At 54.2% G+C, this 14,849-nt stretch carries 8 protein-coding genes and 1 tRNA gene; 4 read left to right on the forward strand and 5 right to left on the reverse strand.

Annotation, left to right across the window (positions count from 1 at the left end):
- Positions 1-190: 190 nt before the first annotated feature.
- Positions 191-2,434: a polysaccharide biosynthesis tyrosine autokinase gene (locus tag HGHM_RS21970; protein WP_034349408.1), complete on the reverse strand. Its 2,244-nt coding sequence runs from the start codon at positions 2,432-2,434 to the stop codon at positions 191-193.
- Positions 2,435-3,022: 588 nt separating this feature from the next.
- Between HGHM_RS21970 and HGHM_RS22755 the strand changes: the two genes are divergently transcribed.
- Together HGHM_RS22755 and HGHM_RS21990 are read left to right on the forward strand one after the other, a co-directional pair.
- Positions 3,023-5,545 (forward strand): choice-of-anchor Q domain-containing protein, encoded by a 2,523-nt coding sequence (locus HGHM_RS22755; RefSeq protein WP_148415800.1) that lies wholly within the window; start codon positions 3,023-3,025, stop codon positions 5,543-5,545.
- A 492-nt stretch (positions 5,546-6,037) separates the two neighbouring features.
- On the forward strand, positions 6,038-7,297 hold the full coding sequence (locus HGHM_RS21990) for a choice-of-anchor Q domain-containing protein (RefSeq protein ID WP_148415802.1): 1,260 nt from the start codon (positions 6,038-6,040) through the stop codon (positions 7,295-7,297).
- A 49-nt stretch (positions 7,298-7,346) separates the two neighbouring features.
- Here HGHM_RS21990 and HGHM_RS23895 read toward each other — a convergent pair whose 3' ends face one another.
- Together HGHM_RS23895 and HGHM_RS23300 are read right to left on the reverse strand one after the other, a co-directional pair.
- The gene (locus tag HGHM_RS23895) at positions 7,347-8,213 is read right to left on the reverse strand and encodes an AAC(3) family N-acetyltransferase (protein WP_019143190.1); all 867 of its coding nucleotides are present in this window, start codon (positions 8,211-8,213) and stop codon (positions 7,347-7,349) included.
- On the reverse strand, positions 8,155-9,420 hold the full coding sequence (locus HGHM_RS23300) for a hypothetical protein (RefSeq protein WP_148415804.1): 1,266 nt from the start codon (positions 9,418-9,420) through the stop codon (positions 8,155-8,157). The genes HGHM_RS23895 and HGHM_RS23300 overlap by 59 nt, the downstream gene beginning before the upstream one ends.
- Positions 9,421-10,208: 788 nt before the next feature.
- Between HGHM_RS23300 and HGHM_RS23305 the strand changes: the two genes are divergently transcribed.
- Positions 10,209-10,367: a hypothetical protein gene (locus HGHM_RS23305; protein WP_154652085.1), complete on the forward strand. Its 159-nt coding sequence runs from the start codon at positions 10,209-10,211 to the stop codon at positions 10,365-10,367.
- Between the two features lie 265 nt (positions 10,368-10,632).
- Positions 10,633-10,956, forward strand: a complete 324-nt coding sequence (locus HGHM_RS21995) for a choice-of-anchor Q domain-containing protein (RefSeq protein ID WP_019143193.1) — start codon at positions 10,633-10,635, stop codon at positions 10,954-10,956.
- 595 nt (positions 10,957-11,551) lie between these two features.
- Here HGHM_RS21995 and HGHM_RS19170 read toward each other — a convergent pair.
- Together HGHM_RS19170 and HGHM_RS19175 are read right to left on the reverse strand one after the other, a co-directional pair.
- Positions 11,552-11,627 (reverse strand) — tRNA-Thr (locus HGHM_RS19170).
- 111 nt (positions 11,628-11,738) lie between these two features.
- Positions 11,739-14,147 (reverse strand): penicillin-binding protein 1A, encoded by a 2,409-nt coding sequence (locus HGHM_RS19175; protein ID WP_019143194.1) that lies wholly within the window; start codon positions 14,145-14,147, stop codon positions 11,739-11,741.
- Positions 14,148-14,849: the final 702 nt, after the last annotated feature.

Consider the following 14,849-nt stretch of genomic DNA (forward strand, 5'->3'; position numbering starts at 1 on the left):
CTGATTACGTGCCACGGTCAGGCCTTCGGCGGTCAGAGACATATGCCACAGCGATGAGGAGGAAACCATGCAATGAACTCCTCGCATGGCGTCCATGCGGATCGCCCTGATATGGTTGCGGAGAGAGCACCTGCGATCGTATCGCGTCATAGCCTTCACAGGCAGGAATTCGCCGTCTTGGCGCATGCCGCTATCTTCCGTACTTCGCCCCATATCCGTACCCATACCGGTAGGCGGCTTTTCCTTTCAAGTCGTTGAACACTGTCCCAGTCACCGTGCCGCCCGCCCGCGTCAAGCGGTGAACCGTTTCCTCGATCTCGTCCACCGTACTGATGCCATCACGCACCACGTTGTAGATGGCACCCGCATGAGTAGCGACAATCATGGCGTCGGCGAAAGCAAGTACCGGTGCAGTGTCGATCAGGATGAAGTCGTAGCGCGGCGATAAATAATGAAGCAGTTCGCCAAAGTTCTTATGGGCGAGCAATTCAGCGGGGCGAGTTGGAAGCAGACCGGTTGATATGAAATCGACGTTTTCCACGACGTCCATATGGATGGCCTGTTCCGGTTTGGTCGTACCGGCGATGATTTCAGATAGTCCCTGCTCGCGCTCCAGCCCGAAATATCGGTGCAGGTACCCGGTGCGCATGTCACCGTCGATCAGAAGCACCTTCTTGTCAATGGAAGCGAGCACGGCGGCGAAGTTCGCCGAGACAAAAGACTTGCCCACTTCAGGTGTGGGGCCGGTAATCAGAATAATATTATTTCGGGAATCATTCATGGCCGACTGCAGCAAGGTGCGGAAACTGCGTAGGCTTTCGACAGCACTATCCGCCGGTGCGGCATAAGGCAGCAACGAAACATCCTTCGATTTTTTCCGAATCTGTGCGTACATCCGTTCCTGGTCCTGGCTGTGCGGGATGGTGGCGCTGACCGATAATCCAAGCCGGTTTTCTACCATATGCGGATCTGGCATTTCCCCGTTCATCTTTTTTCTGATGAAGGCAGCTGCGACACCCAGCGCAACACCCAATAAGGCAGCCACTGATACGACGGTGGGTCGGTTCGGTTTGATTGGCTTGGTGGGAACGGCCGCCGTATCAAGCAAGCGAGCGCCTCCAAGCCGGCTTGCACTGACTTGCCGCAACTGCTGCGCCGTGCTCAACAGATTGGTGTAAAGCTCGGTGTTGACCTTGACATCCCGGGTAGCGCGCAAGACCTCTTGCTCGATGGAGGGCATGCGCTTGATTTTTCCATTGATGAGGTTGAGTTCATTGCTAATGTCGCGGATCTGCTGATTGACCGTTACCACAGCCGGATGTTCGTCAGCGAAGCGACTCAGCAATTCCTGTCGTCTCTGCCGCAGTTCAACCAGCTTCGTCTGGTTGGAAGCCGCCTGCTGCACGATCACCTTGGCCTCCTCGCCCAGGTCGACAGTGCCATAGCTGTTTCGGATCTGGTTGTACTTGGCTTCGGCATTTTCCAGTTCGCGCTTCAGTTGAGGCAGTTGCTGGTTCAGGAAAACGAGCGACTTCTCGGCTTCATCGGCCTTGTGATCTACGGTTTGCCGGATATATTCCCGCCCGACTTCATTCACGATCCTGGTGATAAGCCTTGGGTCATTCCCTGCAAGCGCGACATTGATGATGCCTGACTGCTTTCCTTTCTCGGAAATCTGGAGCGAGTTCTGCAGGCGCTCAATGGCATCGATTTGAGGAATTCGAGTCAGTGCAAATTCGGCGCCAGGATAGGCTCGAATGCGATCGACCTGCAGTTCGATTGCACCCTGTTGAAAAGGCACTTTGAGCATTTCGCCAACTGTTCCTTCGATGTCAATTCCTTGCCGTTGCTGGCGGAGGCGGTATTTTCCGTCTCCCAGGAAAGTGAGGGAAAATTTCTTCCCCTCCAATTCTTCTGGAACATTGAATTGCGACACCGAGGCTTGCTCATCGCCCCATGCGTAACCACTGGAACTCCGAAGTCCGAGCAGATCAGGGACGGAGAAATAGGGATGAAGACGTGCAATCAAGGAACCGACCATAGGGAAGTATTTAGGCTCGACGGCAATATATGAATGCGTGCTGCTGATGACGCCATCCAGTACATTGCGTGAGCGCAGCACTTCCATCTCAGTGCTGACTCCCATCTTTTTTTCGAATACGCCATTGATGTCAGTGAGAATATTCCTGCTCTGTATGGCGTTTTCATCGACCTGCACCAGCATATTGGCCTGATACACCGGCTTTGCAATGAATGTATAGGCCAACCCAAGCAAGGTGACGAGCACGGCAATGAATACGATCAGCCATCTGTGCTCGACCAAGGGCTTTAGATATTCCGAAACATCCAGCGTATCGTCGCTCTCCTCCAACCTTATCGGTATTTGCTGGGGCGCCAGTTGGGACGGTAGCAATGGGTGACGCAGTTGGTTCATTCGATAAATCCGTAAAGTTACGGGAAGAGGAAGGAACTCAGATGACCAATGATGTATTGACCAGCTAGCAGGTCTTCTTCTCTGAATAATGAAAGTAGACCATTCCTTCCAGACACCGGATGTCCTGGGCTTCCTTCAATGTAGGCAGCGAGCGAGCAAAAAATAAGTATGAAATTTCGATGGTTGCCGGGCACTAACCGCGTCTTCTATTTAGTTTTTAGATTAATTGAGCCGATCACGGCGTCATGCCCCAATGTGAAATCTTCCGCCACGTCGCAGCGTGGATGCAGCATCACTCCCCTATCCGCAATGCCTTTTAGCTTCTTCGAACATCCCTGCACTTCCTGACAATCAAACGTCTTTTTAGACAGATAGTTGGTCTATCTGCGGCTAACTTGCTTACAAAACGTTGCAAATTCACGGAATTTATTTGATTCCCATAGGAACTATTTCTTTTGATCAATGCTCTGATGAAGCGTTTTCGTACAGGCGTCCATAGTCGCCGCTTCATCAGGGAGATCAGTTTTGCTTCACTCAAAGTCATTCAAACCGTTTTCAATCAGTGCGCTTTCATGCGCTTGCGCTGCAGTGTTATTGGCTGCATGTGGCGGCGGAGGTGGTGATACCAGCACGGACACCAGTGACCAAAGCGATGCCGTGCTGCTTGCAAAAGGCCGCATAAAAAACAGGAACACGAATACTTCAACCGGCTCCACCACGACTGGCACAACGTCCGGCACCACAACTACTTCTCCAACCGCCAGCACGGATTCAACGTCTGCATATACGGCGACCAATCATCTCTACGTTGCCACCACCGGTTCCGATTCCAACCCAGGGACGCAGACAGCCCCTTTCAAGACCATCGCTAAGGCTGCAAGCGTCGCCAAGCCCGATACCATCGTTCACGTTGCTCCCGGCACTTATGTTGGCGGTGTTTCGACGAGCGCGAGCGGCCTGGACGGCGCACGCATCTATTACGTATCCGATGTGAAGTGGGGTGCGAAAATTGTTCCCTCCAGCACAGAAACGATCGGCTGGCAGAATAGCGGCAGCCACGTGACTATCAGCGGCTTCGATATCGACGGCGGCGGCTCATCGTCCTGGCGCATCGGCGTATATATCACTGGCTCGCATGCAACAGTCGAAAACAGCCACGTTCATAACGTCTGGAGCAGTTCCGCCCAGGGCTGCGACTCCAACGGCGGCGGCGGCATTGTCACGGATGGCTATGATGGCCAAGAAGACCACCGGATATTGAATAACGTGGTGGACCACATCGGCTTCAGCGGATGCGGCACCATCAGCGGCATTTATATGCAAGGCGCCTATACCGACGTCAAAAACAACCTGGTGTATGCGATCGGCGCGGACGGCATCGTGTCCTACCATGATGCAACGCACGCGAACATTGGCAACAACACCGTGTTCAACAGCAATCGCGGCATCGTCCTCAGTGCCAACGGCATGTACCATCTGACGTCTGCCCCGGACTACTTCAATGTGTTCAACAACATCGTGTATGACAATACCTCAATAGGTATCGGGGAAGGATCAGGACCTCTTGGGATCGGCCAGAACAACTCGTATTACAACAACCTGGTCTATGGCAATGGTACCAACATGTCGCTCACTTCTACCAACCAGCCACATGAGAGCGGCACCGTTACTGCACCGCCTCAGTTCGTCAACTATATCCGGACGGGCGGCGGCGACTATCGCCTGCAAAGCACCTCGCCGGCAATCGATAAGGGTAACGCGACCAATGCTCCGGCAACTGACCTCAATGGCGTAGCCCGTCCCCAGGGCGCAGCAGTGGACATCGGGGCATACGAGTGGACAACGGCATCGACAACCACGGGTACGACTACCGGCACAACCACTGGCACGACCACGGGTACGACTACCGGCACAACGACCGGCACGGGGACTGGCTCGACCACCGGCACCACTACAGGAACGACTACCGGGACGACTACCGGCACAACGACTGGTACGGGAACTGGCACAACAAGCGGCACGACCGCTGGCACGACCACGCCAACCTACGCGGCAACCTATCATCTCTACGTAGCGACCACTGGATCGGATAGCAATGCTGGAACCCAGGCAGCGCCGTTCAAGACCATCGCAAAAGCAGCGAGTGTCGCCAAACCCAGCACGGTCGTCCACGTCGCTCCGGGCACGTATTCCGGCAGCATCTCCACTAGCGCAAGCGGCACGTCGACCGGACGCATTTACTACGTCTCGGACGTCTTAGGGGGTGCGAAGCTCGTCCCGGGCAGCAGTTCGGGCACCGCGTGGAATGACAGTGGCAGCTACACGACGATCAGCGGCTTCGATATTGATGGTCAAGGCGGCACCGCCTGGCGCATTGGTCTGAGAATGGCAGGTTCGAACTCGGTCGTGCAGAATAACCACGTTCACAATATCTATACTTCAGGCGCTTGCGACAGCAATGGCGGTGCAGGCATTGTGACTGACGGGTATAGCAGCCAGCACCATCATGAGATCCTTAATAACACGGTTGATCATGTGGGCTTCTCGGGTTGCGGCACGATCAGCGGCATCTATGGCCAGAGCGCGTACATGAAGGTCAAGAACAATCTGGTCTATGCCATCGGATCCGACGGTATCGTCTTCTACCACGATGCGACGAATGCTGACGTGATCAACAATACGGTCTTCAATGCCGATCGCGGCATTGTAATGAGCGCTAACGGCATGTATCACCTGACCACTGCGCCTGACTACTTCAACGTGCACAACAACATCGTGTTCGACAACAGAGGCATCGGCATTGGTGAGGGCTCCGGACCGTTGGGGATCGGCTCCAACAATACTTACCGTAACAATCTGGTCTACGGTAACGGGGGCAGCAATCTTTCTCTCACCAGCGGAAGCTTGACCCGTACCAGTGGAACGATTACCGCTGACCCGCAATTCGTGAACTATGTGCGTACCGGCGGCGGTGACTATCGACTGAAATCGGCATCACCAGCAATCGACAAAGGGCTCACGACCTATGCACCGGGAACCGATATTGCCGGGGTCTCCCGCCCACAGGGCACAGGTATCGATATCGGAGCATACGAGTACAAAGTACAATAAGCGTACGCTGAGACAGTAGAAACCTGTCCAACTTAACTGGGCATTCCGGGCTTCCTCCCGGAATGCCTTTTTTTTTGGTGCAGTCGGGGTTCCTGCCCCGGAATATTTCCGTACATAGTCGGACACACTACACGCCGCCACCATCATGCTCAATATCTCTGTACTCCGCACACATCATAGGTGCTGATACTGGACGGCCGGAGCAGCGTCCTCCATCGATATCGTTGAACCATCTAATCTGTTCGGCGACACGGCGCATTTGATTCAATTTTTCGATGAATCAAAACTAACGGATATCGGTTCGGTCTAGCTATTTTCTGGCGATGCCGTTCTATGGCTCATAAAGCAAATGGCGCGTACGCGGGAGCCGGGCCGATGTTCGGCAATCGGTCGCATGCGATGTATCCATGCTGATGATTCTGGGAAAGAGCATGGCCCGATCTGTTTGGAAGCGCAACTCCGCATCCGGTACCAGTCTTTACGGGCCGGGAATTGGCCGGCTTGTCTATTTGCACTGGGCCCCCATTGATCCAGCGGAGCACTGACGTGTCCTGTTCATATTTCACCGGCACCCGCAAACCCCTGATTTTCGGTTCGGTTTTTTCTGCCATGCTCATTGCATGTGGAGGAGGAGGCGGAGATGCACAGGGACCGCAGGGCGACAGCGCAGTCGGAATCTCGCCTGGGCCAACATCATCAGGCACAACATCCGATATCTATGTCGCCACCACAGGATCGGATTCCAATCCTGGAACCCAGGTTGCTCCCTTGAGAACAATCGTGAAGGCGTCCAGCATCGCCGGCCCGGGTACCATCATTCATGTTGCATCTGGTACTTATGAGGGCAGCTTCCGCACAAGCGCCAGCGGCAATGCCGCCGCACGCATCCGTTACATCGCCGATATCCCCTTGTCTGCAAGGATTGTTCCGCCGGAGAACTCGGCGGAACGCTCAGCATGGATCAACGAAGGCGATTACGTGGATATCGAAGGCTTTGAAATTGATGGAACATCCGCGCGCAATGGCTTGCCATGGACTACCGGCATCTACGTGCCAAGCTCTTTTACCGCCGTGAAAAACAACCATGTACATAACATTGCGACGGATCCGGCGCTATGCACGAACAATGGCGGTGCTGCCGTCGTGACTGACCACTTTTACTTCGGCGTCAACGATGATGTGTCTGGTAACGTGATTGACCACGTAGGTTCGGCCAGCTGCGAATTCATTCATGGTGTGTACATCGGGACGTCCGGCACCGTCGAGAACAATCTTGTTTATCAGATTGGTTATGCGGGCATTCACCTTTGGCACGATGCAGCTGGCGTTACCATTGCAAACAATACCGTCTTTGCATCCGCCTACGGGATCCTGGTCGGTGGCGGGGATTTTTATCACACCAGCGGTCCTGCCGACGACATTCACGTCTCGAACAACATCGTGGTCGACAATATCTTCGGGATCAAAGAAACCGGGGCCACCGGCACCCGGAATACCTACACCAACAACTTGCTGTACATGAACAGCGGCGTGGACTGGCAGCTTCAGAACGACTTAAGCCATTCCGGCGACGTGACCGCTGACCCGCAATTCGTGAACTATAGCCAGGACGGTGGCGGCGACTATCATCTCGCGCCGGGCTCGCCTGCAATCGACAAGGGTACTCCCAAGTTTTCCCCATCCACGGACCTCGACGGGACACCGCGCCCGCAAGGCGCGGCAGTCGACATCGGCGCATTCGAATATAAATAGTGCCTGCCGCATTCCCATAAGCATTCACCGCGGTCGTTTTTACTAAACTTTAAGACCGAAGAACAGAAAGCCGCTTCGAGAACCTCTGATATGCGTGCCGGGCAATACCTAGTGGCATAGCCAATAAATTGTATGAGCGTAGACCCCTGCATGAAATGCAGGCTTGATCGTCACAGAGGACGGCCAAGGGATTCTTAGAAAGAATCTCGTGATCAATCTTGTATAAGTCTTGCGCGTTGGCCAAAAGCGAATATGCATTTCCAATCCGGCCAACTGTCAGTATCTCGTCGTGGATGTATTGTCTATACAGCTTGTCGAATCCCCTACTGCACCCCGGGTCTTCTACTGGACGCCAATCAACCCACTTATTATTGACTTCAATTTGGACGCTACAAAGGAACTTCGTCAGGTGTCCGTGACTTAGCCGAAGTTGCTCCTGCGCGTAATGGACCGTTGAAAATCCGGGGCTCTCTTTGTTGCAACCGATTAGAAGCATTTTGCACTTATTTTCGATCATCTTTTTAACGGGATAAAAAGCCGATTTCGTGTGATCGTGATCAAAGAGAAGGTCACGAGCTTTTGGTCCTATTGCGACAAACGAATGAGATGGATGTAATGATCTAATTGCACTTGGGTGATCCAGAGCCAACTGCGATAACAGGCCAGACCGCGACGTGGAGCTGGATGAAAACTTCTTTTTATTTCTGGCCCATCTTAATCCATACCCTGTGAAGGCCGGAAAAATAGCAGTGCCTTCGGACCCTATAGCGTCAATAATGGATAAGAGCAGCACATTTTTTTCGGCTGTTCTACCGACTGCGGACACTCTGGCACGGACATACAGAGTGTCGCCCTTTTTAATACCTAGCTGAGTAAGACCTTCCAGGATCTGATCGCCGGTTATCAACTTGTTCATTTGAAACTAATCCTTCGGTAGCTTTCACTACGCAGTCCGTAATATCTTCCTGAAAACTCCCGTCCAAACTGAAATAGAATTTAAACCCATCGACTTCATATCCGCCTTTGGACAATTCACTGGAAGGCGGAATATACAGGCAGTCCCCTCCCGCATAGCCGGTTGCAATGATTCGATCTAATGGCAAGTGCATTAAATATTGTGACCATTCACCGAGCATTTCTCCGCTGTATGCGAGCAAGCCTACATTTGCTCCGAGGGACAAATAGGAAGCCATCAAATCCACGCCATTTTTCCTGTCATGGCTCACGAGAATATTTGGAATAATTTCTTCGCGAAGGGAGATCTTCCCGTCTTGGCAGATCGGCTTTCGATTGTCGCATGCAGACTGGATTGCCTTCATCAAGCGTGCAGTCCACCGTTTGAAGCTTTTTACACTGTAACCAGGAAGTGCCGGATGAAATGGTAAAAGCCTGGCGAGCCATGTCTTAGGAGAGACAAGTATCCCTTGCTCACGATAAGGAATTGCAGAGCCCGCCAAGCCGGGGACATAAATGATGCAGCATTGATCGCCGTATATTTCATGTAGCTTTTCTCTTATGGCACCCGGAAAATCCGCAGATACGGAGCGGTGATTAGGGTAAAAAGCTGCGTGGGCTGCAAACGACCAAAGGATGCAGCGAGTTCCTGTTTCACTTTCAAATGAAAAAAGTCTCACGCGGTGGTCTATCACCCCGTGCTTGTTAGGCGCCAAGCAGATCTTGCGTCCGAATGAAAATTTTCCTCTCGCCAGTTTTCGGTAGTCCAGCGCATAACTATTTTTGCGACGGTTAACGTTTAAATCTGTATTCTTTTCCCCATAGGAGACAGTGACTTGCACCGCGGGACGGTGCCGCAGCTTATTGATTTCGTATGCCAGAAGGTCCAACACTTCTGCATACCAAACTGGATTTACCTCTCCAAGAAGAGGCAGCTCATTGGCTAGCGATGGAGCATTATGAGTATGCGTAGAAAACAATAAGAGTTTTGAACTTGAACCTGTCTTTTTATTTATATCCTCAAGTAATTTTTTGCTTATAAATAGGGTATCAATACTTCCGACGATAATCTCATTGGAATCGTTATCACTCAGGCAGGCGAAATTCGCAGTAAGGTGGCCATCGACCGATGTCAAGGTCCGGCGATTTGCATATCCCGCGAGGGCCATACCAGTTTTCGGCTCCGGCAGCCTTACGCTCGAGGTCCTTAGATACAGCATAATGTGTCGATCGCCTCTAATCCGTTTTTAGCACTGAGGACCTGACGAATCGCGAGCAATTGATTAACTGATCCTAAAAATTTTCGCTCTCGACAAAACGCCGTCCGCTTAAGAGCGAGTTCTCGCTGCTTCATCAGCGTACTTCGCAATTCGAATCCCGCTGCAGTTATGAGCAGCATCAGCATCCCATCATCACTCTGCAATTTCTCCGTGGGTTTCCCAGGCTTATTGCCGATTCGCATTTTGCGCGATGCCGACTCATCACTCGTACGCTAGCAATGGCGTGAAATTTCCGGCCGTTTTCAAGACTCTCGGATTGCCAATTCAGTGCTGCAGCAATCTCACTGAAATTAGCCACTTCTGAAATCCGGTCGAATGGAGATGTCCTCTACTGTTCCTATGCCTTCGCATCTGCCGAAGATACGATAGACAGGTTTCTGACGCCTGCTTTTCGGAGCACGCCAAATTGTTATCAATATAGTTGCGACGACTTTGGAAAATAAGTATTAAATTTCGATCAATGCCTGTGGGTACAAAGCACTTTCATTCAGTTTTTTGATCGATTCTCGGAACCAGCCTGAATTGAAAAGCATGCAAAAATAGAAACTTTTGCACCGTCGCATGTCGAAGCGGGCGCCGCGGAAATCCGGAAGGCAGACATGTGAGGTTTTGCTCCCCAACAAGCTTAACCAGTGCCAAGGAAGACGCAATTTTTCAAATGCCAAGCAACAGTAACAATGGACATGCTCACAGGCAGCAAGAAGCTGGTGAAAACCCTGGAAGCAGTTCGATCTCAATCGGAACAAGATAAAGGAACACAAACCACGGCCTTTGATGCGATCTGTTTTTTATTAAGCAGCGGAAGGCTACGCGGAATTGCGAAAGCCGGCGCCTAAGCAAGCTCCGCAATGAATTAGTTAAGTAGGGGATTTCCCGGCTATATAAACAGAGCCGCCTCTTTGGTCGAAGCAGCCTCTCGAAGTATCGGATACGGTTTCACACTAACGATAACCGGTACGCATTCACCTTTGGCACGATGCAGCTGGCGTTACCATTGCAAACAATACCGTCTTTGCATCCGCCTACGGGATCCTGGTCGGTGGCGGGGATTTTTATCACACCAGCGGTCCTGCCGACGACATTCACGTCTCGAACAACATCGTGGTCGACAATATCTTCGGGATCAAGGAAACCGGGGCCACCGGCACCCGGAATACCTACACCAACAACTTGCTGTACATGAACAGCGGCGTGGACTGGCAGCTTCAGAACGACTTAAGCCATTCCGGCGACGTGACCGCTGACCCGCAATTCGTGAACTATAGCCAGGACGGTGGCGGCGACTATCATCTCGCGCCGGGCTCGCCTGCAATCGACAAGGGTACTCCCAAGTTTTCCCCATCCACGGACCTCGGCGGGACACCGCGCCCGCAAGGCGCGGCAGTCGACATCGGCGCTTATGAGTACAAATATTTGCATGAGTAGGTGTATCGACTCGCACCAGTAAAAAGGGCCGCAAATGGTGCCGCCCCTCTGGCCTGCTACCCGATCTAGTCCGAAATCGTCGCAGAATCGGTAGTTAAACCGTTCCTGACTAGTTTGGGCGGGATAGGTTAGCCGAGTGAACGATGTGGCCGTCACCCATTGATTGCCTGCCTGTTGTATAGGGCGTGCTCCTGCTGGAATGTGCTCAGCCTGGGCTTAAGGATGTCGATTTCCAGCGACACGAAAGACCGGGTGACCTTGCTGCCGCTGTCGCTGGTTTCTGCCTTGCGTAAACGGATGGACTACGCCAGGCAATGGTGTGAGGCAGACCGAAGACCGATGCTGGGAAGGTGTAAAAAACAGGTGACCGTTCGTCCCGGCCTCAGTGCACAAGTCTCAAGGAGACCTTTCTTAAAGTCTGCACTGTCGAAACGACGGGGTCCTGGGGGACAGTATGTGGCGGCAGATATCTTGCAGGGGAAGCGGGCAGGTACAGGAGAAGCAGTAGCATGCTGTGCTTCCTGCAAATTCCTACAATGGGGTGATGTAAGCGCCCCATTTATTTTTTTAGGGGCCGGAAACCTGCATAAAGACTTGGTGCCGCTGACCGGAATCGAACTGGTGACCTTCGCATTACGAATGCGCTGCTCTACCGACTGAGCTACAGCGGCTACTCCACGAGACGCGCTTCCCGCCATGCCGGTGGCTGGCTGAAAGCTTGTCGAGCCGCGTATTTTAGCAGCCTTGTTGCGTCTTTGGAACCGATGAAGTTTGATTCGGCGCTATCCGCCGTGATAAATCTCCTCGAACCGCTTTTTTTCCTGGTCATCGGGCTTCGGCACCGCGGGAGGACTGCCGAACAGCCGATCCCAGAAGCTCTTGCCCGTATCGACATCCAGTGCCGTGACGGCATTGCCGTTGAGGTACTCCTCGTAGGTCCAGTCGCCTTCGTTCTGGACCAGACCGGCTGGCACTGCCCGCCTGGCTTCCGGCACCCCGCGCAGGGCGCTGCGCATGTAGTCGATCCACATCGGCAGCGCCAGGGTGCCGCCGAATTCGCGCCCGCCTAGGGACTTGGGCTGGTCGTAGCCCATCCAGGCGACCGCCACCACGTCGCCGCCGTATCCGGCGAACCAGCCGTCGACGGCGTCGTTCGTCGTTCCCGTCTTGCCGGCGAGGTCCCCGCGCTTCAGTTTCTGGGTGGCCAGGTAGCCTGTGCCGGACCGCACCACGTCGCGCAGCATGCTGTCCATGATGAAGGCATTGCGCGGGTCGAGCACCCGTGCGGCCTGGTCGTCCGCGCTCGCGGGCTGGGTCTCCGACAGCACATTGCCGTGTGCATCGACAATCTTGCGTATCAGCCAGGGGGCGATGCGTGCCCCGCCGTTGGCGAATACGGCGTAGGCGCCCGCCAGTTGCAGCGGGGTCACCGCGCCGGTGCCAAGCGTCATGGTGAGATTCTCGGGATGCCGTTCCGCGTCGAAGCCGAAGCGGGTAAGGTACTCGCGTGCATACGCGGGCGTGATCGCGCGCAGGATCCGCACCGATACCAGGTTCTTGGATTTTTTCAGGCCGGTGCGCATGGTCACCGGCCCGTCGTAATTGCCGTCGTCGTTCGACGGGTTCCATTTGTCGGTGCCGCTGTGCGCCTCGTCTTCCGACAGCGGCTCATCGTTGATCTCGGTGGCCGGCGAAAATCCCTTCTCCAGCGCCGCTGAATAGATGAAGGGCTTGATGGTGGAGCCGGGCTGGCGCCATGCCTGGCTGACATGGTCGAACTGGCTCATGCCAAAATCGAAGCCGCCGACCAGCGCGCGGATCCCGCCATTTTTGGCATCCAGCGCAACGAGGGCGGCCGACACTTCCGGCAACTGGGTGATCGACCACCTGCCCTTTCCATCCTTCACCACCCGGATCACCGAGCCGGGACGGATCCGGTTCTTGGCGCGGGTTTTGGTCGACAGCGCGGAGGCGGCGAAGCGCAAGCCTTCGCCGCTCATCTCGATGGTATCGCCCGACAGCAGCTCGGCCCGCACCAGCTTCGGCGAAGCCGCGGTGACGACGGCCGATCGCAGGTCGTCGCTGTCCGGATGCCTGGTCAGAATTTCATCGATGGCTTGCTGCCGCTCTTCGGCATCGCGCGGCAATTCGATAAAGTCTTCCGGCCCGCGGTAGCCATGACGCCGCTCGTAATCCATCACGCCGGCGCGCACCGCCGCATAGGCGGCATCCTGGTCGGCCTTGGTGAGCGTGGTGTAGACACTCATGCCGCTGGTGTAGATCTCATCCTTGTATTGCGCATACATCGTCTGGCGCACCGCTTCCGCGGCGTATTCCGCATGGGTACGGAAGCGATAGCCTTCGCCTTGCAGGGAGAGTTTTTCCCTGGTTGCCGCCGCATACTGCGCCTCGGTGATATAGCCGAGCTCGCGCATGCGCTTGAGGATGTATTGCTGGCGTTCCCGGGCGCGCTTTGGATTCACCACTGGATTGGCCGTGGCGGGTGCTTTCGGCAGGCCGGCCAGCATCGCGGCTTCCGCGATCGTCACATTCTGGATCGGTTTGCCGAAATAGATGCGCGCCGCGCTGCCGAAGCCGTAAGCCCGCTCGCCGAGGTAGATCTGGTTCATGTACAGCTCGAGGATCTGGTCCTTGCTCAGCTTGCCTTCGATCTTGTAGGCCAGCAGGATTTCCTGCAGCTTGCGCCCGTAGGTTTTCTTCTTCGTCAGGAGAAAGTTGCGCGCGACCTGCATGGTGATGGTGGAGGCGCCCTGCGAGCGGCTGCTGCGCAGGTTGGCCAGGCCGGCACGCACCACGCCGATGAAATCGACGCCGCCATGCTCATAGAAATCGCTGTCTTCGATCGCGATGATGGCCTTCTTCATCACCTCCGGCATTTCGCGGATCGGCACGAAGTCGCGCCGCTCTTCGCCGAATTCGCCAATCAGAACATTGTCGGCCGTGAATACCCGCAAGGGCATCTTGGGGCGGTAATCGGTCAATGCATCGATTGCGGGCAGGTTCGGCGCAATGGCCAGAAAGACATATGCGGCAAGCAGCACGCCCGCAAGCGCACCGGCCGCACACATGGCCGCGATGGCTTGCAGGATGCGATGTTTCAACGGTTGCTTGCTCCAGCGGGACAGGACGGAAGAAATGGATGAAATGAATGAATAGCGTGACACCGCCATCCTCCATGGATAAAACCTAGTGCCGAACTTTAACAGGCTTGGCCGCACAAGAGTGCAAGCAATTGTTGCGACGGATCAAGGCAGATGGCAGCAGGATGGGTGCTTTTCCTGCAAGAGAAGGGTTCGGCGGGGCGTACTTGGCATGCGCGATGCATGGCCATGGTCGGGTGCGTCCCGAACTGGTATTCCTTGTCCGGCCACCTATAGTGAAAGGTCCTCCATCCATTCTGGAGGCCTTGATTGACAATTTTTCAGGAGAGACACGATGAAGTATTTCCCTCTCATATTAGGCGCCCTGGGCGTCATTCTATTGGCCAGCTGCGGCTCCATGAGCTCGGGTGGAATGGGAATGAGCAGCGAGGATGGCCCCGTAGGCATCACTCAACATGTGTTCGACCCTAGAGATCCCTATCATGGAGGATGACGAAATCGGGGAGAGCTTCCTGCTTGAAGTAGGAGAAGACGATGTGCGCAGATCTGGATCTTTTCATCCATTCAGTCTTTGCCGGACGGGCAACCAGAACAAGAAGACCAAGGTCGTTGCTTCATAAATGACGAAAGGAAATATTACCCACATTTCCTGTGGCTAATCTTGTGGATAAACAACTGGATTCCACCCAAGCATTTGATCCATAAGGAAATATTGGACCTGATTAAAATCAAGGCAGCTTGAAGAGGCTTAAAGACCATGCGACCAATTGC

It is taken from the genome of Noviherbaspirillum massiliense JC206 (assembly GCF_000312045.1).
Classification (GTDB): Bacteria; Pseudomonadota; Gammaproteobacteria; order Burkholderiales; family Burkholderiaceae_D; genus Noviherbaspirillum; species Noviherbaspirillum massiliense.

Bases quoted from the DNA above. Each gene is read 5' to 3' on its own strand.
- HGHM_RS21970 (WP_034349408.1), bottom strand. From the start codon at position 2,434: ATGAACCAACTGCGTCACCCATTGCTACCGTCCCAACTGGCGCCCCAG.
- HGHM_RS23895 (WP_019143190.1), bottom strand. From the start codon at position 8,213: ATGAACAAGTTGATAACCGGCGATCAGATCCTGGAAGGTCTTACTCAG.
- HGHM_RS23300 (WP_148415804.1), bottom strand. From the start codon at position 9,420: ATGGCCCTCGCGGGATATGCAAATCGCCGGACCTTGACATCGGTCGAT.
- HGHM_RS23305 (WP_154652085.1), top strand. From the start codon at position 10,209: ATGGACATGCTCACAGGCAGCAAGAAGCTGGTGAAAACCCTGGAAGCA.
- HGHM_RS19175 (WP_019143194.1), bottom strand. From the start codon at position 14,147: ATGGCGGTGTCACGCTATTCATTCATTTCATCCATTTCTTCCGTCCTG.